This is a genomic window from Denitrobaculum tricleocarpae (assembly GCF_007004665.1).
GTDB classification, from domain to species: domain Bacteria; phylum Pseudomonadota; class Alphaproteobacteria; order Kiloniellales; family Kiloniellaceae; genus Denitrobaculum; species Denitrobaculum tricleocarpae.
Window position 1 is genome coordinate 107495 of record NZ_ML660063.1, and the last position, 24213, is coordinate 131707.

Annotated in this window: 21 protein-coding genes; 16 read left to right on the forward strand and 5 right to left on the reverse strand. The window is 59.5% G+C overall.

The genetic code is table 11. The annotated features are described in order from the left end of the window. The first annotated feature begins 75 nt into the window (after positions 1 to 75). From FKG95_RS26025 to FKG95_RS26040, 4 genes are all read left to right on the forward strand, one after another. Positions 76 to 2469: a DUF1989 domain-containing protein gene (locus FKG95_RS26025; RefSeq protein WP_142899374.1), complete on the forward strand. Its 2394-nt coding sequence runs from the start codon at positions 76 to 78 to the stop codon at positions 2467 to 2469. 538 nt (positions 2470 to 3007) lie between these two features. After that, a complete protein-coding gene (locus tag FKG95_RS26030) occupies positions 3008 to 3595 on the forward strand; it encodes a TRAP transporter small permease subunit (RefSeq protein WP_142899375.1) in 588 nt (195 codons plus the stop codon). 83 nt (positions 3596 to 3678) lie between these two features. Continuing rightward, positions 3679 to 5049 (forward strand): TRAP transporter large permease, encoded by a 1371-nt coding sequence (locus FKG95_RS26035; protein ID WP_142899376.1) that lies wholly within the window; start codon positions 3679 to 3681, stop codon positions 5047 to 5049. 41 nt (positions 5050 to 5090) lie between these two features. After that, positions 5091 to 5933 (forward strand): phytanoyl-CoA dioxygenase family protein, encoded by an 843-nt coding sequence (locus FKG95_RS26040; protein WP_179954294.1) that lies wholly within the window; start codon positions 5091 to 5093, stop codon positions 5931 to 5933. Positions 5934 to 5939: 6 nt separating this feature from the next. Here the strand turns inward: FKG95_RS26040 and FKG95_RS26045 are convergent, their stop codons facing one another. Next, a complete protein-coding gene (locus tag FKG95_RS26045) occupies positions 5940 to 6638 on the reverse strand; it encodes an RraA family protein (RefSeq protein WP_179954295.1) in 699 nt (232 codons plus the stop codon). A 155-nt stretch (positions 6639 to 6793) separates the two neighbouring features. On the opposite strand from FKG95_RS26045, the gene FKG95_RS26050 reads away from it, so the two are divergent. From FKG95_RS26050 to FKG95_RS26075, 6 genes are all read left to right on the forward strand, one after another. Next, positions 6794 to 7702 carry a phytanoyl-CoA dioxygenase family protein gene (locus FKG95_RS26050; protein ID WP_142899379.1) on the forward strand — a complete coding sequence of 303 codons (909 nt, stop codon included), beginning with the start codon at positions 6794 to 6796 and terminating at the stop codon, positions 7700 to 7702. 265 nt (positions 7703 to 7967) lie between these two features. After that, positions 7968 to 9035 carry an ABC transporter ATP-binding protein gene (locus tag FKG95_RS26055; protein WP_142899380.1) on the forward strand — a complete coding sequence of 356 codons (1068 nt, stop codon included), beginning with the start codon at positions 7968 to 7970 and terminating at the stop codon, positions 9033 to 9035. A gap of 103 nt (positions 9036 to 9138) precedes the next feature. Next, complete coding sequence (locus FKG95_RS26060) at positions 9139 to 10461, forward strand: ABC transporter substrate-binding protein (protein ID WP_142899381.1); 1323 nt, start codon at positions 9139 to 9141, stop codon at positions 10459 to 10461. Between the two features lie 79 nt (positions 10462 to 10540). After that, a complete protein-coding gene (locus FKG95_RS26065) occupies positions 10541 to 11488 on the forward strand; it encodes a carbohydrate ABC transporter permease (RefSeq protein WP_142899382.1) in 948 nt (315 codons plus the stop codon). Continuing rightward, complete coding sequence (locus FKG95_RS26070) at positions 11481 to 12389, forward strand: carbohydrate ABC transporter permease (protein WP_142899383.1); 909 nt, start codon at positions 11481 to 11483, stop codon at positions 12387 to 12389. Before FKG95_RS26065 ends, FKG95_RS26070 begins: the two co-directional genes overlap by 8 nt. A gap of 249 nt (positions 12390 to 12638) precedes the next feature. Next, positions 12639 to 14411 carry a monovalent cation:proton antiporter-2 (CPA2) family protein gene (locus FKG95_RS26075; protein ID WP_218940373.1) on the forward strand — a complete coding sequence of 591 codons (1773 nt, stop codon included), beginning with the start codon at positions 12639 to 12641 and terminating at the stop codon, positions 14409 to 14411. Between the two features lie 24 nt (positions 14412 to 14435). Here the strand turns inward: FKG95_RS26075 and FKG95_RS26080 are convergent, their stop codons facing one another. Beyond that, a complete protein-coding gene (locus tag FKG95_RS26080; protein ID WP_142899384.1) occupies positions 14436 to 14870 on the reverse strand; it encodes a hypothetical protein in 435 nt (144 codons plus the stop codon). A 128-nt stretch (positions 14871 to 14998) separates the two neighbouring features. Here FKG95_RS26080 and FKG95_RS26085 point away from each other — a divergent pair, with 128 nt between their 5' ends. Both FKG95_RS26085 and FKG95_RS26090 read left to right on the forward strand, forming a co-directional pair. Beyond that, positions 14999 to 16147: a YncE family protein gene (locus FKG95_RS26085; RefSeq protein WP_142899385.1), complete on the forward strand. Its 1149-nt coding sequence runs from the start codon at positions 14999 to 15001 to the stop codon at positions 16145 to 16147. A gap of 178 nt (positions 16148 to 16325) precedes the next feature. Continuing rightward, the gene (locus FKG95_RS26090) at positions 16326 to 17273 is read left to right on the forward strand and encodes an AraC family transcriptional regulator (protein ID WP_142899386.1); all 948 of its coding nucleotides are present in this window, start codon (positions 16326 to 16328) and stop codon (positions 17271 to 17273) included. Between the two features lie 26 nt (positions 17274 to 17299). Here FKG95_RS26090 and FKG95_RS26095 read toward each other — a convergent pair whose 3' ends face one another. Next, on the reverse strand, positions 17300 to 18016 hold the full coding sequence (locus FKG95_RS26095) for a FadR/GntR family transcriptional regulator (protein WP_142899387.1): 717 nt from the start codon (positions 18014 to 18016) through the stop codon (positions 17300 to 17302). A 448-nt stretch (positions 18017 to 18464) separates the two neighbouring features. Between FKG95_RS26095 and FKG95_RS26100 the strand changes: the two genes are divergently transcribed. Genes FKG95_RS26100 through FKG95_RS26110 form a run of 3 tightly spaced genes read left to right on the forward strand, consistent with a single transcriptional unit; the run spans position 18465 to position 20859 of the window. Then, positions 18465 to 19232 carry an SDR family NAD(P)-dependent oxidoreductase gene (locus tag FKG95_RS26100; RefSeq protein WP_142899388.1) on the forward strand — a complete coding sequence of 256 codons (768 nt, stop codon included), beginning with the start codon at positions 18465 to 18467 and terminating at the stop codon, positions 19230 to 19232. A gap of 39 nt (positions 19233 to 19271) precedes the next feature. After that, positions 19272 to 20225, forward strand: a complete 954-nt coding sequence (locus FKG95_RS26105) for a 2-dehydro-3-deoxygalactonokinase (protein WP_142899389.1) — start codon at positions 19272 to 19274, stop codon at positions 20223 to 20225. 16 nt (positions 20226 to 20241) lie between these two features. Beyond that, positions 20242 to 20859 carry a 2-dehydro-3-deoxy-6-phosphogalactonate aldolase gene (locus FKG95_RS26110; protein WP_218940374.1) on the forward strand — a complete coding sequence of 206 codons (618 nt, stop codon included), beginning with the start codon at positions 20242 to 20244 and terminating at the stop codon, positions 20857 to 20859. A gap of 23 nt (positions 20860 to 20882) precedes the next feature. On the opposite strand, the gene FKG95_RS26115 is transcribed toward FKG95_RS26110, so the two are convergent. Then, entirely contained in the window at positions 20883 to 21788 is a 906-nt protein-coding gene (locus FKG95_RS26115) for a DMT family transporter (protein ID WP_142899391.1), read from the reverse strand. A 113-nt stretch (positions 21789 to 21901) separates the two neighbouring features. Here FKG95_RS26115 and FKG95_RS26120 point away from each other — a divergent pair, with 113 nt between their 5' ends. Then, the gene (locus tag FKG95_RS26120; protein WP_142899392.1) at positions 21902 to 22921 is read left to right on the forward strand and encodes a hypothetical protein; all 1020 of its coding nucleotides are present in this window, start codon (positions 21902 to 21904) and stop codon (positions 22919 to 22921) included. Between the two features lie 144 nt (positions 22922 to 23065). On the opposite strand, the gene FKG95_RS26125 is transcribed toward FKG95_RS26120, so the two are convergent. Next, entirely contained in the window at positions 23066 to 24205 is a 1140-nt protein-coding gene (locus FKG95_RS26125; RefSeq protein ID WP_142899393.1) for an MFS transporter, read from the reverse strand. Positions 24206 to 24213 lie beyond the last annotated feature (8 nt).

A 24213-nucleotide genomic window follows, 5' to 3' on the forward strand; every position in this document is an offset into this window, starting at 1 on the left:
ATTGCGTATTTCGGGCGGATTTTTCTTCGGATCTTTAGCGTTGTTTCAGTCTTACCAGGGAGCATTTGAGGCCCGATGACTTTGCTCTTTCCGGCATTGCAAAGCTCCGGCAGCACCGCCGCGGTCCGGCGTCCGGGGTTTGATAATCTCGAGCCGAGACGGGAACGTTATCTCGTTCCGGCCAGAGGCCATCTGGTTCTTGAGCTGAACAGCGGCGACAGACTGGAAATCGTCGATCCGGAAGGGCAACAGGCTTGTCACCTGACCAGTTTCGCGACGGATGGTGGCTGGGATCCAGAAGCGCTGGGCTCCGGTGATCCCTCGGCACTTCGGGTTGTGTCCACGTCGGGATTGCAGTCGGTGCTGAATGGGCCGCTGGCCGCCACTCTGCAGCGGCGCCGGATTGAACCTGAGGCGGCTGCGACTGCATTCGCAGTTTTGGGGGGCATGACTAGACCCGGTGACTCGGTCTGTTTCGAGCTTCTCCGCTCGAGTGTCGTGCTTTTCGCCGCGCCGCCTCAAGCGGTGGACGAGAATTTTTCGGATGCGCCGATCGACGGTCCGCAGCCCAGCGACCTGAGTGTTTACGTCATCCGCTCAGGCGAAGCCGGGCAAGAAGCGGCGTTTCGCCCTCCGCCGCCGCTCGCGGAGCCACGTCTCGACATGATGGTGCCGCGCCGAAGCGGCCGGGCTTATGAGGTGAAAGCCGGTGAATACATTCAGGTGGTGGATATCGCCGGGCGGCAGTGCTCAGATTTCATCGCCTTTTCCGCGCGGGCTTTGGATAAAGGTCTTGAGCGCTTTATCGATTCGACGGTTACGCGCACCATGGTTGGGCGGACCTACCCGAACCCGGGTCTGACCGACAAGTTCTACGACCAGGACAATCAGCCGCTGGTCCAGATCATTCAGGACACCTGCGGGCGCCACGATACTTATGGCCTGGCCTGCACGGCCCGGGTCTACGAGAACAAGGGCTTCCCGGGACACGTCAATTGTTCGACCAACATTTCCGAGGCCATGCAGCCCTGGGACGTGGCATCCCGCGCGGCCTGGCCGGCCATCAATTACTTCTTCAACACCCAGGTTGACGCCGGCAACGTCATCGTGTCGGACGAGGGCTGGTCGCTGCCCGGAGACTACGTCCTCATGAAGGCCCTGACGGATCTGGTCTGTGTTTCCACGGCCTGTCCCGACGATACCTCGCCGATCAATGGCTGGAATCCGACCGATGTTCAGCTTCGCATATATCAAGAGACTGAGATGTTCCGTAAATCGATCGCTTTTCGCGCAGAGCCGGACTCCGATGCGGTGATGACCAAGGAAACAGCTTTTCACACGCGGACCTCTGCCCTGACCCGGGACTATCGCGCGGCCAAGGATTTTTGGATCCCGGGCAGCTACACGGCGTCCGGTGCAGTCGCCGAATACTGGGCCTGCCGCGATTCGGTGACCCTCCAGGACATGTCGCAGCTCGGCAAGGTCGATGTTACCGGTCCCGGCGCCGAGGCGCTGATGGATTATGCCTTGCCCAGGGATGTGCGCCGGGCCGCGGTCGGGCAGGTCGTGTACAGCCCCATGTGCCGCTCGACCGGCGCGATGTTCGACGATGGAACGCTGTTCCGTTTGTCGCCGGAGGGCTTTCGCTGGATGGCGGGCGATGCCCAGGCTGCCGCCTGGTTGCGTGAACTTGCGGCATCCCTGGAACTCGATGTCCAGATCCGCACGGCGACCTCCAGTCTCTGCAATCTGGCGGTTCAGGGGCCCAGGTCCAGGGATGTGCTCTCATCGCTGATCTGGACGGGAGAGGGGCATCCGCGCCTCGACGAACTGAAGTGGTTCCGGTTCCTGGTTGGCAGGATTGGTGACTTCAACGGGCCTGCGGTGCTCGTGTCGCGCAGCGGATTTACCGGAGAACTGGGCTATGAGGTCTTCACCGCGCCCGAAGACGCGCCAGCCGTCTGGGATGCAATCATGGAAGCCGGTCAGCCCCATGGCTTAGTCCCTATGGGGCTGGACGCCCTCGATCTTCTTCGGATCGAGGCGGCATTGCCGGTGGCTGGACATGAGTTCGACGATAGCATTGATCCTTTCGAAGCAGGGGTAGGCTTTGCCGTGCCGCTGAAAAGCAAGGACCGCGATTTCGTCGGCCGTGAGGCCCTGTTGCGCAACGCTTCGGCCCAACGCAATCAACTGATCGGGTTGGTCGTTTCCGGGCAGGACTGTCCCCGTCACGGCGACCCGGTGTTTCGCGGCCGCACCCAGGTCGGGGTGGTCACCAGCGCCTGCCGCTCTCCGCATCTAGGGCATCCGATTGCGATGGCGCGAGTCGCCGTAGAGGCCGCGATTGCTGAGAGAGACCAGGCCGATTTCGAAATCGGACAGCTCGATGGTCAGCTCAAACGCCTTGCTGTGAAGCAGGTGCCGCTGCCGTTTTACGATCCGCAAAAGCTGCGCCCGCGCGCGTAGGGTGGCTCTTCAAGTCAGGGCAAAGCTTGAGTGAAGACCGACCTTAAGTAAGGACGGAGAAATAGACCCGATTCGCTCCGGGAGCCACGTCCTTTTGCACGGTCAAGCAGGTGCCTTCAGAGGCCAGACCGGTCGGCGCGTGGCTTGATCGTGGTTCGCTAGCATGCTAGCACTGATAAAAATAGAGCTAAGTCGAAAGAGGTTACTTTCGGCGGTGCATAAAAGTTATTCGCAGGGAGGAATTCATGGAGCATGCACGCAAATGTGCGCTCCTGCCGAGAGGCACAGCATCTCATTTTCAGCACTAAGTCTCGGCAAATCGCCGACAACGGCGACGGCTTGCAACCCGGGTTCATGCGTGGGGTCAATTGCCTCTGGCAGTTATCCGCATCCGATCTTGCCCTGTTTCGGGCTTTAGCGGCGCTCGATTTAGTGCTTTAGTTTGTGCCGGGGGCCTTCACTTCCCGGAAGATGAATGCAGTGGAAAAAGCAGGCGCAGAAATCTGCTTTTTGGTGAAGGCGGAGGACGGAGCAGGATATGGTTGAACACGAAGTCACGAGTTGGATGGACCGCATCTCCATCGCGATCAGCCGCGTAACGATGTATATCGTCGCCTTTATCGTGGCGATCATCTTTTACGAAGTGGTGATGCGCTACATCTTCGAAAAGCCGACGCTCTGGGTGAACGAAATGTCGCTCTGGGTGGCGGGTGCTGTCTACTTGCTGGCCGGCCTCTATGTTATGCAGCAGCGCGCCCATATCCGGATTTTCATGCTCTACGATGTGGTCTCGCGCACCTGGCAGCGCATCTTCGATGTGATCTCTACTCTCTGTATCTGCATATTCGCGGCTGCCGTGGTGTGGGGCGGTTTCAACGAAGCCTGGGTCAAGCTGATGCGCTGGGAAGCCTTCGGCACCGCCTGGGACCCACCCATCCCGGCGACCATGAAGCCGCTCGTTCTGATCACGGTCGTTCTGATCGCTCTTCAGGCGGTCATGAACCTGATTTCCGACTGGCACAAGGACAAAGAGACGCATGAAATTGTCGAAGACATCACGCCTGAGCTGAGTGATGAAATCTTACACAGCGATAGCGTTGGTCTCGACAGCAATTCCACGCGATAAACGAGCACGATGAAACGTGCGGTACAGGGATGACCGGCGGTGCGCCTGATGCCACAAAAGCCGGGCAGGGGGAAATAAGATAAATGGATATTGGAACGATCTCACTGGTCTTGTTGATCGGGATTTTCGTCCTGCTGGCAATCGGTATGCCGCTCGGGTTTGCTTCGGGTTTCCTCGCGGTTGCCGTTCTGGTCATGAAGTTTGGCCCGGAAGCTCTTTTCAAAACCTTTGGAACCGGCATTCTGAATATTCTTGCCCAGCGCATGTACGGGTTGCTTACCGACTATGTGCTGATATCCGTTCCTCTCTTCATATTTATGGCCTGTTTGCTCGAGAGATCGAATATCGCGAAAGCGATGTTCGACAGCCTGAACATCTGGCTCAGCCGCACGCGTGGCGGTCTTGCCGTCGTGACCGCCATCATGGCTATCATCATGGCGGCCATGTCCGGCATTATCGGGGGCGAAGTTGTTCTGCTCGGCTTGATCGCGCTGCCCAATATGCTGCGCCTGGGATACAACCAGAACCTTGCGATCGGCACCATCTGCGCATCCGGCAGTCTGGGAACCATGATTCCGCCGTCCATCGTTCTGATCATCTACGGGCTGGTTACCGAAACCTCGATTCATGCGCTCTTCAAGGCTGCCTTTGTGCCGGGCTTGATTCTGGGTGGCTGCTACATTCTCTATATCATTGTGCGCACAAGACTGAATCCGGAACTCGCGCCGCTGCCTGAAGGCGGAGAGAGCGTTACCATGGCGGAGAAGCTTCGGGCTTTGCCGGGTCTATTGGCACCTTTGACCGTGGTCTTCGTGGTTCTGGGTTCGATCTACGGCGGCATCACCGGGATCACCGAGGCCGCCGGTATGGGTGTGGTTGCGGTGCTGGTGCTGATTTTAATCCGGGGCGAGATGTCCTGGACACTGGTCAAAGAAGCCTTGATGCGGACCTATAAATCGACCGGTACTATCCTCTGGATCACCTTCGGCGCAACGGCCCTGGCCGGCGCCTATTCATTGGCCGGCGGCCCGACCTATGTTGCCAACCTGATCGTCGGCTCGGATCTGCCGACCTTTGGTATCCTGCTGGTGATGATGGTGATCTTCCTGATCCTCGGCGCCATCATGGACTGGGTCGGCATCGTGTTGCTGGTGATGCCGGTCTTCCTGCCGATCGTCCTCAAGTTGCCCATTGATGAAATCGGTCTGACTGGCGCTCTGGTTGCCGCGCCCACGTTCCTTTCGGTGTGGTTCGGGATTCTCTTCTGCGTGAATATGCAGGTCAGTTTCCTGAGTCCGCCTTTCGGTCCGGCGGCTTTTTATCTGAAGTCCGTCGCACCGCCGCATATCTCGCTGGTCGATATTTTCCGCAGCTTCCTGCCCTTTATTTGTCTGCAGCTCTTCGTGCTCGCGTTGATATTCCTGTTCCCGGAACTGACGATGTTCTTCCGGTAGGGTAACATAGGAGGCGCGCGAACCTGTTTAGGAGAGGTCCGGTGGCATTCGAGGTTTCCGACTATCACGAGAATGGTTTTGCGGCGCCGATCCGGGTGTTGGGCGACGCGGAGACCGGGGTGTTGAGAGACGAGGTCGCCCGGCTCCGGCGCGAACATCCTTCTGACGCCGGGCAGTTCCTGGGCACGAACTGTCACTTGCTGCTGCCGAGCTTTTACGATCTCGCGCTTTCCGAAAAGGTGCTGGATGCGGTGGAAGCGGTGCTAGGGCCAAATCTGCTGGTCTGGTCGTCGGGCTTTTTCCTGAAGGATCCGGGCGATGAAAAATTCGTGTCCTGGCACCAGGATTCGACCTACTGGGGCCTGGAGCCGCCGGAGATCACCACGGCCTGGATCGCCTTGACGCCGAGTGTTCCGGAAAGCGGCTGCCTCAGGGTCGTGCCGGGAAGTCACACCCAGGGGCAGGTGGCCCACGTCGACAGCTTCGCAGAGACCAACATGCTGAGCCGTGGACAGGAAATCGCGGTCGATGTAACCGAAGACGAAGCACAGGACATCGAGCTTCAGCCTGGGGAAATGAGCCTGCATCACGTCCGGCTGGTCCATGGCTCCGAACCGAACCGGGCGCGGTATCCAAGGGTCGGTTTTGCCGTCCGCTATATCCCGACCCATGTCCGGCAGAATGGCGGGCGAACCTTTGCGGTGCTCGCGCGGGGCCGTGATGACTATCGCCATTTCGACTCTCCGCCGCGGCCCGATGCCGCGCTTTCGCCGACCGCCTGGGACACGCATCAGGAGTCCTTGCGGCGTACCAATGCGATCCTGATGGCAACGGCGGCGCAGGAGACGGCAGCGCCCGGACACCGCCTCAAAGGCGTGGACTAAAAAGCCTCAGTCGAGATACTTCACGCGGTCGGAGGCCATGAGCGCCTCGGTGTGTCCGGGAACCGTCAGGCCCTCCTCGACTTTCGACAAAAGCTCCTGTTCCGCCGCGAGGAGCGCCGGCAGTGCGGCTTTGACGCTCTCAGACCTTGTGCGCGGGATGACGACCACACCATCCCGGTCACCCGCCAGAATGTCACCGGGTTCGATCACCAGACCGCCGATCGCGAGGGGCAGGTTGACGGCTCCCGGGCCGGTCCGCGACGGTGAATTGGGCGTGAGGCCTGCGCAATAGACCGGCAGGCCGACCTGCAGAATGGCCTCGTAGTCACGGAGCATCCCGTCCGTGACAAATGCGGCCACGCCTTTGTTCCTGGCCATGCCGAGCACGAGATCGCCCGCGACCGCTGCGCCCTCGAAAGCCTCCGTTCCTGCGACGATGACATCGCCCGGCCCTGCGAGACTAAGAGCGGCAAAGAGCGCCAGGTTATCCGATGGCCCGCAAAGCGCGGTGACCGCCGAGCCGCAGAACTTGAAAGGCAGGCCGTCCGCCACGCCCAGGGGTTTGATGGAGTGTTGCAGCGCCCCGGTGCCGCCCAGGGCGTCGATGAGATTGCTGGTGGCGACGCCTTTGAAAGCTGCGACTGTGGCTTCCGGTGCGCGGGTGACATCTCGCTGCACTGTGAGAATGGGAGGGTCTTCGATCATGATTTTTCCTGTAACGCTCGGCGTTTGCAGATTCTTTGCGGACGCACGTGTCGTGAAGTGAGGTGGGAGCGAGAGCTTACTGTCTTTTTTCGGCCGTGGAGCTATATTATCGTTAACAATCGGAGGGGACAAACTGCGTTCCATGGGAGAGCTGTATGCTGACTGCAAAACAGATCGATTTTTACCGGACGCAAGGTTACCTGGTTCTGGAGCGACAGATTCCAGAGGATCTGATCGCTGCCGCCCGGGCAGAGCTGGCGCACTTTATCGAACTCGCGCGTGGCATAGACGAGAGCAACGACGTTCTCGATCTGGAGGATAGCCACCGGCCGGACCAGCCGCGGGTGCGCAGGGTCAAGCTTCCCCACGCGGTCAGCCCGGTCTTTGGAGATTTGATGCGGAGCAAATGGATACTCGACCCGGTCCGGGCGCTGATCGGAGGTTCGGTGCGCCTGCACACCAGTAAACTCAATCTTAAATCCGCCGGGTACGGCGCGGCCGTCGAGTGGCATCAGGATTGGGCCTTCTATCCTCACACCAACGACGACGTCCTGGCCGTCGGTGTCATGCTGGACGATGTCGGGCCGGAGAACGGTCCTCTGCTGGTCTATCCGGGAAGTCACCGGGGCGAAATCTTTGACCACCATGCGGAGGGTTATTTCTGCGGTGCGATGTCCCTGGAAAAGTCAGGCCTGGACCCTGCGGACGCAGTCCCGCTGACCGCCCCTGCCGGATCGATCTCCATCCATCACGGCCGGACGGTGCACGGCTCGGACCTGAACCGCTCTACGCGGGATCGCGCCCTGCTGCTCTATGAAATGACGGCGGTGGATGCCTGGCCGCTGCAGGGCTCGTTCAGCGAGATGGGAACACTGGAAGACTATGATACCCGGATTCTCTGCGGGGATGCGACGATCGCCCCGCGCCTGGAGCCGGTTCCTGTGCGTTTGCCGATCCCAAAGCCACCCCAGCTCGGATCGATCTATCAGGTCCAAAAGGCCATGTCGGACCGCAGCTTTGACGTGATCGACGCTTCGCAAAGAGAGGTCAATGCGCAAACCTAGATGCGGTTTCCCGCGTCAACGAAAGTCCTATGACTACCGTTGTTGAAATCTGAATATTATAGTTTTGCCAAAGACTTAACAACAATCGTGACGGGAGCGGAGCGCAGGCTGCACAGACATTCAAGAGCCTGCATAATGGCGAAGAATTAGACGCGGCGACGATTTTATAATAATGTGTACATTACTGAATCCGTAAACGCGGTATAAGCGGGATTGAGAAGGCCGGCACCGAATTCGGCCCAAATCGAGGGGAGAACGTGGCACGATGGCTTCGGTTGGTATCCACGATGTTCGGAAATCGTTCGGACCGGTAGAGATTATTCACGGCGTTGACATTTCGATCGAAGACGGAGAATTCGTCATCCTCGTCGGCCCCTCCGGCTGCGGGAAATCCACTCTCCTGCGCATGATCGCCGGTCTGGAAAAGATCACCTCCGGCGAGATTTCCATCGGTGAGCGGGTCGTGAACCAGATGCCTCCGAAGGAGCGGGACATCGCCATGGTGTTCCAGAATTACGCCCTTTATCCCCACATGACGGTCTCGGAGAACATGGCGTTCTCGCTGCGGCTGCGGCGCACGGAAAACGCGATTGTGACCGAGCGTGTTCATATTGCCGCGGAAATACTCGGGCTCATGCCGCTGCTGGACCGCTACCCGCGCCAGCTCTCGGGCGGTCAGCGTCAGCGCGTCGCCATGGGGCGGGCGATCGTCCGCGATCCGCAGGTTTTTTTATTCGATGAACCGCTCTCCAACCTGGATGCCAAGCTGCGGGTTCAGATGCGCACCGAGATCAAGGAACTGCATCAGCGTTTGCGCACGACCACGGTCTATGTGACCCATGATCAGATCGAAGCCATGACCATGGCGGATAAGATCGTTGTCATGCACGACGGGATTGTCGAACAGATCGGTGCGCCGCTTGATCTCTACGACAACCCGGCCAACCGTTTTGTCGCCGGCTTTATCGGTTCGCCCGCGATGAACTTCATGAGCGGCCACATCACTGGAGCGAACGGCTCCGCGCGCCTGCGCACGGAGGGTGGCATTGACTTGCCGCTTGGCGCGAGTGCACCTGCGGCCAGTGACGGCCGTCCGGCCGTCTACGGGGTGCGTCCGGAACACTTTGTCCTGTCCGACGAGGGCGCCGAGGCATCGGTTGTCGTTGTAGAGCCGACGGGATCCGAAATTCAGGTCGTTGCCGATATGGGCGGCGACCACATCGTTGCCGTTTTCCGGGAACGGCATGATTTGAAGCCAGGGCAGAAGATTCATCTGCAGCCAAACCCGGAGCTCGTCCATCTTTTCGACAGTGATAACGGACAGCGGCTTTAGGAGGAGGACTTCCCTTGCCCGATCCGGGCAGCGGGAGAAGGAGTGATCGCGATAAGTCATAAAACGGCGCCGAAAAGCGCCGATAAATAATGGGAGGAAATAGATGTTTAACATTGATCGCCGTTCCCTGCTCAAAGGGAGCACCGCGCTGGCGTTAGGCGCTGCGCTGACACCCGCTCAACTGCTCGGCTATGCGAAGGCCTGGGCCGCCGATATGAAATTCAAGCCGGAAGCCGGCGCGGAGCTTCGCCTGCTGCGCTGGAAGCGGTTCATTCAATCCGAAGAAGACGCCTTCCTGGCCCTGATCGATGCCTTCACGCAGGCGACCGGTGTCAAGGTCACGGTCGAGAGTGAGTTCATGGATGACATTCAGCCCAAGGCCTCGGTCGCCGCGAACGTGGGTTCCGGTCCCGATCTGATCTGGGGTCTCTACTCCACGGCCCATCTTTTCCCCGACAAGCTGATTGATCTCACCGATGTCGCCGATCATCTGGGTGGTCTCTATGGCGGCTGGGTTGAAGCCGCGGAGACCTACGGCAAGGGCGACGGCGGAACCTGGATCAACATCCCGATCTGTTTTGGCGGTAACTATCTCAATTACCGCAACTCCATGATCGAGGCGGCCGGCTTCCAGAGCGTTCCGGAAGACCTCGAAGGTTTCCTGGAGATGTCGAAAGCGCTGAAGGCGAACGGCACCCCCATGGGCATGGCGCTCGGGCATGCTTCGGGCGACGGCAATGCCTGGACTCACTGGGCGCTTTGGGCTCACGACGCCTATGTGGTCGACGAGAACGACAAGGTCATCCTGGATTCACCGGAAGCGGTCAAAGCCTGCGAGTACGTCAAGGCGCTCTATGACAGCTGGATCCCGGGGACGGCCTCCTGGAACGACGGCTCGAACAACAAGGCCTTCCTGGCAGGCGAGGTCTCGGTCACCAACAACGGAATCTCGATCTACCAGAAAGCGCTCACCGAGGGCATGACCGATATTTCGGAAGACATGGATCATGCCTTCTATCCGGTCGGTGTTTCGGGCAAACCGACGGAGTTGCATGTCGCCTGGTCCTTGATGGCCTTCAAGTATTCGAAGTATCCCAATGCCTGTAAGGCGCTCTTCGAATTCATTATGTCCAAACCGCAGTACGACGATTGGCTGGTTGGATCGGTTGCATACCTGACGCATCCGCTGAACGGCTACGACGACAACCCGATCTGGACCTCGGATCCCAAGCGCACGATCTTCCGTGACTGTGCCAAGCGGACGCTGACCGCCGGCGGTAAGGGGTCGGTCGGTGAGCGGGCGGCGGCGGCGCTTGCCGACTTCATCGTCGTGGACATGCTGGCCTCGGCAGCGACCGGCCAGACGACGCCCGAGGAGGCCGTGAAACAGGCCACCCGCAAAGCGAAACGGATCTATCGAAGTTAAGTCATAGTCTGAACTTCACGAGAGCCGGTGTTTCGGCATCGGCTCTCAGTCTTTTTCGCTTTCGGGATGCTCCGCCAATATGCTTGACGCCGCAGCGAGACAAACCGCGGTCGCCCCGGTCAGCTTCTGGACCAGGCTCAACGAGAACCGAAACGTTCTTGGTCTCTGGTTCATGCTGCCGGCCGCGGCATTCCTGCTTCTCTTTTTGGCCTATCCGCTCGGCCTCGGAATATGGCTGAGCCTGACCGACGCGCGGATCGGGCGCGCCGGCGAATTCATCGGGATCGAGAACTTTGTCTGGCTTTGGGGCGACAGCGTCTTCTGGTTGTCGGTTTTCAATACCCTGCTCTATACGATCGTTGCCAGCGTCATCAAATTCGCCATCGGGCTCTATCTGGCGCTTCTGCTCAACAATAATATTGCCTTCAAGGCCTTCATCCGGGCCATCGTGCTGCTGCCCTTCATCGTTCCCACGGTGCTCTCCGCCATCGCTTTCTGGTGGATCTTCGATTCGCAGTTTTCGATCATCTCCTGGGCGCTGATCGAGCTCGGCATCATCGAGCAGAATATCGATTTCCTCGGCACGCCCAACAATGCGCGGGCATCGGTCATCTTTGCCAACATCTGGCGTGGCGTGCCCTTTGTGGCCATTACGCTTCTGGCCGGGTTGCAGACGGTGCCGCAGTCTCTCTATGAAGCTGCGACCATTGACGGCGCCTCCAAGTGGGCGATGTTCCGGCATATCACCTATCCGCTGCTGACCCCGATTATTGCGGTGGTCATGACCTTCTCGGTGCTCTTCACCTTCACCGATTTCCAGCTGATCTATGCCATGACCCGCGGTGGACCGGTCAACGCGACGCACCTGATGGCGACCCTCTCCTATCAGCGCGCGATCCTTGGCGGCAACCTGGGCGAGGGCGCGGCGATCTCCACCGCGATGATCCCCTTCCTGCTGTCCGCCATCATGTTCTCCTGGTTTGGCCTGCAACGCCGCAAATGGCAACAGGGTGAAAGCGATGACTGAAGCCGCATTGAAAACCGCCAAGACCCGCGAGCCGGTCTCCGATGATTCGGAAGGCATGGATTATCTGATCACGCGGCAATCGCGGTTCGTGACCGTCTACCTGCCGCTAATCCTGATCATGTTCGTTCTGCTGTTCCCTTTCTACTGGATGGGGACCACCTCGGTGAAACCCAACAGCGAACTGCTGGATATGAGCAACCACAATCCGCTCTGGGTGTCGTCCCCGACCTTACAGCACTTCGAAAAACTCTTGTTCGAGACCGAGTATCCCGCCTGGATGTGGAACACCATGCTGGTTGCCGTGGTCGCAACCTTCCTGTCGGTTGTGGCCAGCGTCTTGGCGGCCTACGCGATCGTCCGCATTAAATACAAGGGGGCTCAAACAATCGGCGGTCTGATCTTCCTGGCCTACCTGGTGCCGCCGTCGATCCTCTTCATTCCGCTTTCGACCGTGATCTTCGAGTATGGACTCTTCGACAGTCCTCTGGCGCTGATTCTCTCCTATCCGACGATTCTGATTCCCTTCAGCACCTGGTTGTTGATGGGGTACTTCAAAACGATTCCCTTTGAGCTCGAGGAATGCGCCCTGATCGATGGCGCGTCCCGCCTGCAGATCCTGGTGAAGATCGTCCTGCCGCTCTCCGTTCCCGGCCTGATTTCCGCCGGTATCTTTTCCTTCACGCTCTGCTGGAACGAGTTCATCTATGCCCTGACCTTCATCAGCACCTCCTCCAACAAGACCGTGCCGGTGGCCGTCCTTTCGGAGTTGGTGGACGGCGACGTCTATCACTGGGGCTCCCTGATGGCCGGTGCACTTTTGGGCTCAGTGCCTGTTGCGATCATCTATTCCTTCTTCGTCGAACACTACGTTTCCTCGATGACCGGTGCGGTAAAAGAGTAACGCAGTTCCTCAATCGAACCCGGCAGGAACCGATTAGGTTTGGGCGGATGGCCTTTGTCCGCTATATCTCTCATCGGGGTGTCCGCCTGTGGAGTGTTGTCCGCGCGGTCACCAATCGACTGCGATCGCGAAGCTCGGGGGATTGAACAGGCAGATGCATCGACGAAGAGGTGTTGGGGTTTTCAAGTCCGCTCAATATCAGGATGATGCGAACTCTTGTCGGCCTGTGGCTTCTGCGGGTTTTGCAAGATGACGGAAGCGCCCGGTGAAATGGGGTTCCTGGCCGAAGCTGCTGTCTTCATGGCGGCGGCGGTTGTCGCAGTGCCGCTCTTCAAGCGTTTCGGCCTTGGGTCTGTTCTGGGCTTTCTGGCGGCAGGTACGGTCATTGGTCCCTTCGGCATCGGGATCATCAGCAATGCCGAGGATATTCTGCATTTCGCCGAGTTCGGGGTCGTGCTTCTGCTGTTCATCATCGGCCTTGAGTTGAAACCCAGCCGTCTCTGGGTGATGCGGCGGGAAATCTTCGGCCTTGGCCTCGCTCAGGTCTTTACGACGGGTTTTGTTCTTTCGGGTGCGGCCTATCTGCTGGGCCTGAGCTGGCAGGCCTCGATCATCGCCGGGTTCGGTCTCGCCTTGTCGTCGACCGCCTTTGCCCTGCAAATCCTGCAGGAGCGGGGCGACCTCAACACCCGCCATGGACGGACCGCCTTCGCCATTCTCCTGTTCCAGGACATCGCCGTCGTGCCGCTGCTGGCACTGGTCGGCATATTCAGCACCGTCGGCGGAGAGTCCGCGGATCCTTTCTGGCTGGCGGCAATCAAGGCGATCGCCGTGGTTGGTGGTCTCCTCCTCCTGAGCCGCTTCCTGTTGAACCGGATTTTCCGGCTCGTGGCGAAAGCCAATTCCCGCGAGGTGTTTGCCGCGGCTTCCCTGTTGCTGGTTGTCGGCACCTCGCTGATGATGGATGCCGCGGGCCTGTCCATGGCCCTCGGGGCATTCCTTGCAGGTGTCATGCTGGCTGATTCGGAATTCCGGCATCAGTTGGAAGCGGACATCGAGCCTTTCCGCGGACTCTTGCTCGGCCTTTTCTTCATGGCGGTCGGAATGTCCGTCGACTGGGGGCTGGTGTTTGAGAACCTCGTGCTCGTGCTTCTGGCGGTGATAGCGGCCATGGCGGTGAAGGCGGCCATTCTCTATATCCTCGCGCGTCTTTTCGGTAATGGGAACATCGAGGGCCTGACGATCTCCTCCACGCTCTGTCAGGGCGGCGAATTCGCCTTCGTCCTTTTCTCGGCGGCGTCCGCAGGGGCGATCTTCTCCGACCTGATCGCAAATCTCATGACCGCCAGCGTGACGATTTCCATGGCCTTGACGCCCCTGGCGACGGCGATCGTGGGGCGGATCGCGCAAAAGGCGGCCGCCAGGGAGCCCGCCGGCGAGAAACCGCCCGTGCGCAAGGTCGAGGATGCCCGCGTGATCATCGCCGGGTTCGGGCGGATCGGGCAGGTCGTGGCGCAACTGATGTCGGCGCGGGGGATTGTCGCGACCATGATCGATACCGATCCCGAGAGGATCGAAATCGCCCGAACCTTCGGGACCAAGGTGTTTTACGGCGACGTGCAACGGATCGACGTCATGCGGGCCGCGGGCGCCGACGAAGCGGAGGTGATCTTTGTCTGTGCCGACGACAAGGACACCTGTACCGAGATGGTGAAACGGATCAAGGGATCCTTTCCCAAGGTCAAGACCGTCGTTCGCGCCTATGACCGCATGCATGTCATGGAGCTGATGGATTGGACCAACGGACTAATCGTGCGCGAAACCTTCGAATCCAGCGTCCTGATGGCGCGCGAGGGGCTTTTGCGCCTGGGGGTCAGCGAAACCGAGGTTGAGCAGACCGTAAACGAATTCCGGCGCAGGGACGCGGAGCGTCTTCGGCTTCAAAAAACGATCGGTGTTTACGCTGCCGCCGAGCGCATGCACGAACCCTATGGGATCGAAAAGCCTGAAGAGAAACCCTGAGCCAGCGGGTCGTGCTTCGATGCGTCAGCTGCGCGGAGGCTTGGCTTGCGCTTGCCTGAGATGCTGAAAGACTGGCCAGGCGGCCGCGTAGAGAATGAGCAGCCAGGCCAGCGCGCCTTTGGCGTGAGCGGAGAGGGTCGCCGGGCCACTGAAGGTGAGGGGCTGAAGGATCGCGTGGAATTCAGGTGGAGGCCGGATCACGATTTGCCATGGCAAGCCCTCGAAGATGATCTGGTAGTAGAGATAGTAGGCTTGCGGTGACAGCCAGACGAAGATCCACATTATGAAGACCGCGACTCCTATCCTTGCGGCGAGCAGAGCGGGCAGACCCTTGTCCGGCACCAACCGGAACAGGCGTCCGGCGGCAACAAGCATTGCAGCCGTCAAAAACAGCGAAAGAAGCGTGAGGCCGATCTGGCCGCCATCCGAGAGTGTGTAAAAGGAATCGCCGTCGTACATAGCCCGTTTTGATCTTTGCCGTGGGTTACGTCGCTTGAAAGAAACTTTGCAGGATTTGCTTTCTATCGGATTCCGCGCGCGCGATGTATTGTTTCTTGCTGAAGATCTCTTTGTTGGCGGGATTTGCGATGTCTGCGACGTTTCACTCCAAGATGCGGGCCTGTGCCGCCGCTTTGCTCGCGGTTTTGATGCTTTTTTCGGCCGCGGCAGGCGTCTCCGCGCGCGAAGCGATGGACAATTTCATTTTCGTCGCCAATCGAACCACAGCCGAGATTGCGGTCATCGATATCCGCAAGGACGAAGTCGTTTCCCGCATCTCGACGCATGGCGTGCCTCTCCATCTTCTGGCCTCCAAAGAGCGTCGGCAGCTGATTGCCACCAATGGAGCGCTGCAAACTCTGTCTCTGATCGATTTTGACAGCCGGGAAACGCTTTTCAGGCTTGAGCTGGGTTTCGAGCCCAGCTTTATCGAACTGGGGCCGGACGATCATTTGCTGGCGGTTGGCGACGACCGGGGCACTCTGTTAATCGTTTCCCTGGAAGAGCAGCGGGAGTTGCATCGGATTGAAGGATTACCGGAGCCGGGATACTCCATGTTCAGCGCCAAAGGGGACCGCCTCTTCCTATCGCACCGTGCGAGGGGTGAGATTTCGGTGATCGATGTCGTCGAGGGCAGGGTTTCGGGGTCAATCTCTCTTGAGAACATCTCGCCGGAAACCGGCGGTATCGCGCATCTCACCCGTACACCCGGCGGCCGCTACGGTTTTGCCTTGCACCGCGAAGGCGGCGGTCTGAGCGTCCTCGATCTGCAAAAGGAAACGGCGATTGATTCTGTCGTCCTGCCCGGCGAACACTGGCGCGGCTTTCCCACGGTGGATAGCCAGTATGTATTGGTGCCCAACCGCAACGATGACAGCCTCTCGGTGATCTCGGCGCGCACGCGGAGAGAATCCGCTCGTTTCCAGGGAATTCGGGATATGACGGGCGTGAACACGGCGCTCTTTGGCAGTGTGGCCTTCGCCTTCAGCCGGGCGGACAGAGGCGTCACCATGATCGATCTGCTCGAACAGCGCATCATCAGACGCTTTGACCTGCCTTCGATGCCCGAGACCGCCGCAACCACCACCGACGGACTGAAGGTCTATGTTGCGCTGGTTGAGACCGACCAGGTGGCCGTGATCGATGTCATCCGCGGCAAGGTGGTGAAAACCATCGATGACGTCGGTGGTGAGCCCTGGGCCGTCCTGGCGGCGGGTGCGTTGAACTACTGCCATTGATTTACCTCACCGTCTCGGCACCATTGCGCCGGGGCCCTCACGCATCCTGCCGGATTGGTCGTCGAACAGCCTGATCGATCACAGAACGTCCAGAAAACTTGATCGATCGTACAGCTTTCTCCGCGGCATAGTGCTTTTCGGAACTTTTGAGGTCATCTTTTGGCCGGAGGTTTTGGATATGGACTTGCTGAGCGACATACTCGAATTGCTGAAGTTAAAGGGCACTTTTTACTTCAGAACATCCTTTAATCCGCCCTGGGGTGTCCTGGTTCCGGCCTTTGAGAATGTTTCGCGCTTTCATTTCGTCCATCGTGGCCGCTGCTGGTTGCGTGTTGAGGGTGTGGAGGAACCTCTCCTGCTGGAGCAGGGAGACCTCGCGATCATTACCCACGGCGCGCAACACAGCATGCGGGATCATCCCGACCGGCCTCTCAAGACAGTCGATCAAGTGGTCTCTGATGCAGGCTTTACAGGCGAAGGTGCTCTGGTTGTCGGGGAGCAGGGCAGTGGCTACGAGACGCAACTGGTTTGCGGACACTTCGCCTTCGACCGGGATGCAACCCATCCCCTGATCGAAGAGCTGCCACCCTATCTGCACATCAAGGATTTTGGTGAGTCTTCGACCCTCTGGCTCGAATCAACCCTGAAACTGATCGGCGCCGAGGCGGGCCGCGCCAATCTGGGCGGCGACCTCATCGCCCTCAAGCTGACCGAGATCATCTTCACCCAGGCAATCCGGGCCTACCTGACGGGCGACGGCCAACGGCAACTGGTTTTCAAGGGGGTCGTGGATCAGCATATTGGCCGCAGCCTCGCGGAACTTCACCGCAATCCGGCGGAGGCCTGGACCTTGGACGCCATGGCGCGAAACGCCGGCCTGTCGCGCACCGCCTTTGCCATGCGCTTTCACGAGTTGATGGGAATGACTCCGATCCAGTATCTGACGGCCTGGCGCATGCAGATTGCCCGCCGCAACCTTGTCGAAACCGATGCCTCGATCTACCAGGTGGCGGAACAGAGCGGGTATCATTCCGAGGCCGCATTCGGACGGGTCTTCAAGCGTCATTTCAATACGGCACCGGCGACCTACCGGCGTTTGCAGCGTCCCGATGGACAGGTTGCATAGCCGAGGAGACCGGCTCAGGCTCTCATTCAGCTTGGGGCATAGCCGGCATCTTTCAGGGATTGGAGTGTCACATCCAGTAACTGATGTGACCTGTGGCGGGCCGCTTCGCTGTCCCGTTCTTCAATTGCGTCAATGACGGCCCCGTGCAACGAGCGGGAGTCCGGAGCTTCGACCGTCGGTTGGGAGGTCAACCTGATCGAGGCCCGCAGGCTTTCCTCGATGCAGGCACCCACACCGGAGAAGAGCGCATTGCCGCTGGCCGTCAGGATCAGGCGGTGGAACGTGACGTCGCCCTCAATGGCGTCGTCCGAATAGTGGGGACTGCGGGCGCCCATGGCTTCATAAGCGCTGCGGATCTGTATCATCTGGTCCTTCGTCGCGCGCTCCGCCGCCAGCGCGGCCGCTTCCGGTTCCACCAGCCGGCGCATGGCGAAGAGCTCGTTCAGATAGGTCTGCGGCGGAATAACCTGGCGGCGCCAACGCAACATGTCCGCGTCAAGGAAGTTCCAGTCGATCTGGTCGCGCACGACCGTGCCGATCCGCGGACGCGAAACGATGAGACCCTTGCCGGACAAGAGCTGGAGAGCTTCGCGCAGGCAGGTTCGGCTGACCGCGAACTCTTCAAGCAGATTGGTTTCGTGGGGCAGAGCCGTGCCCGGAACATAGGTCCCGGTGATGATCCGTACCGCCAGCGCCTCGACAACGGTGTCGCGGAGGTTCAAGCGTTTGCGCTGTATCTCCAATGCTCTTTCCTTCTAAAACGGACCGCGAGTTTGCACCTGTTCTGGTCAGTCTGAGGTTGCCACGCGCTCCATTCTCACTGGACGATCGACGTTATGGGCGGTTTGCGTCAAGGACGTTTCTGCAGCGGCACTCCGGCGTCCCTTCAGCTTTCACAATCCAGGAAGCCCGGTTTTCGGGCAAGAGCGATCTTGAAGTCATTAATAATACATATTACAAATTGTCGACTTCGAGCTCCTGTTTACTCGATGTTGCGCTTCACCCGCAAGACAGGCATCTCGCTCGGGAGACTGTGAGGCGAGTGCGCCAGGCGCAGCGCTGGCTTGCCATCGCACTCTAGAGTTCTCCGGCGGAGAGTGTCATTGTTGCAAAATCTCTTAACGGTCGCGGCACGCTTTGGCGCTGCGACAAACAGCCGCTGACACGCGCGGCCGGAAGGGTCCGGAAAAGATGTCGAAAGCTGCGTCGTTTCACAGCCTGAAAGAAAAACCTGTTCTGATCACCGGCGGTGCGTCGGGCATTGGCAAGGCCATGGTTGAGGCTTTCGCCCGTCAGGGATCGAAAACGGCATTTTTGGATCTGGACGGTGAAGCCGGAGAAAAGCTCGCGGCCGATCTGCGCGAAGAGACCGGTTCAATGGTTGTCTTTGCCAGGTGCGATCTGACGGATATCGAAGCCCTGCGCGAGTCCATTGCCGAACTGGCCAAGGAAACCGGAGCTTTCGAAGCCTTGATCAACAACGCGGCAAACGATACCCGGCACGATTGGCGCGACGTGACGCCCGAATACTGGGATGACCGGGTTGCGGTCAATCTGCGGCATTTCTTCTTTGCGATTCAGGCCGTGGCGCCTGGCATGATCGAGGCCGGCGGCGGTTCGATCGTCAATCTCGGGTCCGTGTCCTGGATGCTCGCCCAGGGTGGTATGCCCTGCTACACCAGTTCCAAGTCGGCTGTACAGGGCATGACCCGTTCCTTCGCCCGTGATCTCGGGCCGCACGGGATCCGTGTTAACACCCTGGTGCCCGGCTGGGTCATGACCGAGCGTCAGCTTGCACTTTGGGTCGATGAGGCGGGAGAACGCCAAATGGACGAACAGATGTGCCTGAAAGGCCGCGTTCAGCCGGAAGATATCGCAAATGCCGCGCTGTTTTTTGCCGCAGACGAAAGCAGCATGTGCTCAGCGCAAAGCCTGATTGTCGACGGCGGCTGGGTCTAAATACAGAGCTCTGACAGATCCTAATTCGGGACAGTTGAGATGACGGAAACCGGCGCGCGATTGCTCGTTGATTGGGGCACCACGAACCTGCGCGCCTTTCTGGTCGATGCGTCAAGGGAAATCCTGGAACGTCAGGCGTCGGATCAGGGGATCCTGAGTGTCCCGCCCGATGATATGCCGGCGCTTCTGGACCAACTGGCGGCCCCCTGGAGCGAGCGTTTGAGGGGAGCGCCCGCCGTGCTCTGCGGCATGGTCGGAAGCATCAACGGCTGGACGGAAGTGCCCTACGTGACCTGCCCGGCGGCCCCGGCGGACCTGCCTAAGGGCGCGCAAAAAGTAACCTCTGCGGCGGGGCGGGAGGTTTTTATCCTGCCCGGCCTGACCCGTCACCGGCGTCTCGGGGGTGAGCTGATGCAAGCCGATGTGATGCGCGGCGAAGAGACGCAAATCTTCGGCGCCCTGCGGCATCTGAAGCGGAGCGATGCCACCTTCTGTCTGCCGGGCACTCACGCCAAGTGGGCGCGTGTCGAAGCCGGTCGCTGCGCGGACTTCGCAACCTACTTTACCGGCGAGCTTTACAGCGTTCTGATCCGTCATTCGCTTTTGGGGCGTTTGATGGAACAGGCGGGTGACGAGGCGGAAACAGCTCTGCCCGAGGGCTTTGAACGCGGTTTGCGGGTGGCTCAGGCCGCGGAAGGCCTGACCGGTTCGCTCTTCTCGGCGCGCGCGGATGTCCTCGCGGGTTTCATGACGAAGGCGGAGAGTCCGGGGTACCTGTCGGGCCTGCTGATCGGTTTCGAAATTCGCGAAGCCTTGCCGAGGTTTAGCCCAGGAGTCGGGGCGCCAGGACCTATCGTGATCGTCGGTGCCCATGGATTGGTCCCGCTCTACCGGACAGCCTTGCACCACTCTGGTGTGAGGGTTGAGGAGTTGGACGGCGATACCGCGGTGATCGCGGGGCTGCTGCAGGCCTCGGAACTGCTGGACATTTGAACTGGAGAAAATGAGCATGTTTTTCAAAGAAGGCGCCCCCTATCTGGTGGCAATCCTGCGCGGCATCACGCCAGAGGAAGCGCCGGGCGTTGTCGAGGCCCTGATCGACGCGGGCATGACCTGGATCGAGGTGCCTCTGAATTCACCCGACGTGCATGTCACTCTGAAGCTTCTGCAGGAGAACCATGCGGGCAGGGCGAAGTTCGGGGCCGGCACCGTGACGCGGGTCTCCGAGCTGGAGGCCCTGAGTGAACTCGGCCTGACCTACATCGTGACGCCGAACAGCGATCCCGCCGTGATCAAGGCCGCCGTTGCAAAGAACATCGCGGTCATGTCCGGCTGCATGACGCCGTCCGAGGCTTTCGCCGCAGCTTACGCAGGTGCGAAAGCGCTCAAGCTCTTCCCCTGCGAGGTCATCGGGACCGTGGGGGCCAAGGCGATGCGCGCGATCCTGCCGCCGGAAGTTCCGCTCTTTGCAGTGGGCGGGATCGAACCGGGCAGCTTGCAGGCCTACACGGACGCCGGTTGCCTCGGCTTCGGTATCGGCTCAGCCCTCTTCAAGCCGGGCCGGTCGGTTGAAGACATCGCGGCGCGGGCGCAGGCCTTCATGGCAGCGGCGAAGAACCTCTCTTAACGCCTGGCTTCAAGCCTCTAAATTTAGTCTTTCCGCGCTTGCGCCCGAAGTTTAGCAGCGCGTTCCCGCCGGACCAGGATGAGCGCGCCGGTGATGATAATGGCGACGCCCACAGCACTCAACGCGGTCAACTGCTGATCGAACACGGCAAAGTCGTAGAGCGCCGCAAAGACCGGCGTTGCGTAGAGCAGGGGAATGACGAAGCTCGCGTCGGCCCGCTGCATAGAGAGGATGAAGCAGAACTGCGCCGTGACCATGGTCATTCCCAGGGCGGCCAGCAGCAGCCATTGGGACGGGCTTGGCGCGATCCAGAAGAAAGCCGCGACGGTCAGTGAGATGCTCGCGCCAATGCCGTTGTTGATCGCCAGGATGCGCAGGGGCGGTTCACCGTCACTCAGTTTCTTGATGAATATCACCTCGATGCCCATGAAAAAGGCGGACAGTAAGGCCAGTACCGCGGCGGGCTGAAAGGCCTCCGTACCCGGCCGGGTCAGGACCAGCGCGCCGAAGAGCGAGAGCGCCGCCGCGCTCCAGCGCTTCGGTCCGACTTTCTCTCCCAGAAAAGGGATCGAGAGTGCCATGGTGACGATCGGGCTGAGGAATGAGATGGCGTTGGCATCGGCCAGAGGCATCTGCGCGGCGGCGGCAAAGAGGAAGCTGACGCCAATCCAGCCGAAAAACGAACGTCCGATATGCACGGGCCAGGGGACAGCGCGAAAGCTCGGGCGCACCCAGATCAGGATCGGAACCAGTGTGGCGAAGGCAAAGCAGAAACGCCCCGCCGAAACCTGCGCGGGATGAAGCTCCGGACCGCCCAGTCCGCGCCCGAGCGCTTTGGCCATCAGGGACGTGGCGGCAATCAACGCCGCCGCGCCGAGCATCAGCAGCAGGCCCTGAACGCGTGGAGAGAGGGAGAAGCGTGTCGGCATGGACTCTGACAGGAAAGGTATAATGCTGAGTGGGAAACATCTCTAAATGGATTGTTAGGACTTATCAAATACCTATACAACCTAGAATTTATTATCTCATGGAACTTAGCTAAATGCGGATTGTATTCTCCATATTTGCATTGGTGGTTATGACTGGTGCAGCCTCTGCCACCTTTTCGTTAAAAGAAACCCGCGCGACACCCTCTCCTCAGATAGCAAAGGCTGCGCAGCTCCAGCCTGCAAAAACACTTGCGGTCAAGTCCGGCGCGTGCCGAATGAAGCTCTCTAAAGAAACGGAGATCGTCGCCTTCGGTTCTTACCAGGGCGGGGTGCGCTCGTCATGGGATCTCGATGATAGTACCGGCCATGAAACACGTGAAATAGCGGTTCGGATGACATCCGAGGCCAACGATGTATTCTTGGTGTTGACCGCATACGACCCGGTCATCTGGGTTATGGATCCTGCGTTTGCCTCAAGGGTAAGCGGTGTCTTGGTGCTGGGATATCATGGACAGGCGGTTGCCAATCTGCCGAAGGATACTCCGGCGATTATCTCAAGTTATCAATCCCGCGGTAACTCTAAATGTGAGCTTTGGGCATTTGCACATCAGGGTGGGAAGCGTCTCGAAGACCTCAATAGTCGCGTTGAGCAGGTTACTGGGCGTCCAATTGACCGTTTTTCTGGGCAATATGAGTCCAAGGCCGTTCCTTCCGATGTTGTAGCGCCCCACCCCGCCATAGAAGGAGAAATTCGGTCGGATGTCAGGGTTGTTAAGCTCGATGTACCGAATGGCCTGGCCGGGGTCAAAGAGCTTGTGCGGCGCGGTAAACTGCGGAAGGCCAATGGAGATGATCTTGAGGCATGGCTTGCAGCGGCGACAGAGCGCAGCTCCACGGGACATCTAGCGCCGGTGCCCCGCCCTCAGGCTCTGATATTATCTCAGACTTACGTGATTTTGGAAAATGTGCGCCTCCCAAAGGGGCTTCACGGAAAAGACAGTGCTACATTCTTCATATCCCCTGGCGTTACCGAAATTAAGAACCCAGGTGGACGCGGGGATTTCTACGATATTGGTACTGGCGCAGACTGTTCTTTTATAGGGCGGGAAGAATGTCCGGCAGTGTCTCGCTGACGCTGCGATGAAATCGCGCTGAACAAGGTGGCCTGGAATGAGGGTGCTTTGCCTTTAGCGAGTAAGATTTTTGGAACAGAGTCCGTTTGCGGGAAAGAGTGGCAAACCAGTCTCCGGCCTTCGGCTTTTGTATTGCTTTAAGCGCTAGCGCTTTGTCTCGACGGCTTTTGCCAGGAGCGAAATCATTACGGCCAGGAGCGCGAGCAGGAGAAAGCTGGTCTCGAAGGACGTGTGCTCCGCTAGAAAACCGATGATGGGCGGGCCAAGCAGTAAGCCGCCGTAGCCGAGCGTCGCCACGCTGGCGATGGCGGTTCCGGAGGGCTGATCGGGGTCGTTCGCGGCTTTCGAAAAGGCGAGCGGCATGATCAGGGCAAAGCCGAGCCCCATGAAGGCATATCCGCAGAGCACAACGAAAACGGATGTGCCGAAGACCGCCAACAGGATGCCGATGAATGCCGTAACACCGCTGAGCTGTGTTGTGCGGAACGCGCCCAGGCTTTGGATCACGCGATGGCCAAACAAACGTGCAAGGACCATGGCAACCGAGAAGACCGCGTAGCCTGCCGCCGCCTGGCTTTCACTTGCAGCGACGGTTTCCACCAGGAAGAGGGCGCTCCAGTCGGCCATAGCCCCTTCGCCCATCGCCGAGCAGAATGCGATGATGCCGACCAGGATCAATACGCCTTTCGGCAGGTTAAAGAGCCTGCCGCCGCCTATTTTCGCGGATGTGTCGGAGGTCCAATCGATATTGGCCAGAACCATACAGGGCAGGGTGGCCAGAACCGCGAAGCTCAGAAAGTGCTGCGTGACGGACCAATCCAACTTCAAGACGCCGACGCCAAAGGCAGCGCCCACGCCCGCGCCGAGGCTGAAGATCGCGTGCAGCATGGAGAGGATGGGACGCCTTGCCCGCCGTTCAACCTCGGCGCCCCAGGCGTTCATGGCGACATCCATCGCGCCATGGGTAACGCCGAACAAGAAAAGAGCAATGGCAAGGAACCAGATCTCCCGCGCCACGCCGATCATCATGAGGGCAGCCGCATAAAAAACCGCAAGCCACCAGGTGACGCGGGCCGCGCCGTAACGATCGGTCGCGGCGCCTGCAAAGGGAAAGGAGACAATGGCCCCGGCGGCCAGAAGTAAGAGAAGCAGGCCGAGCGCGTCGGGGGAGAGGCCGAAGCCTTCTTTGATACTGGGAATGCGCGAGGCCCAGCCGCCAAAGAAGGCGCCGTTCAGAAAGAACATCGCCGCTACGGCAACGACCGGTGTGCGGAGGCTACGCATTCAGGGCC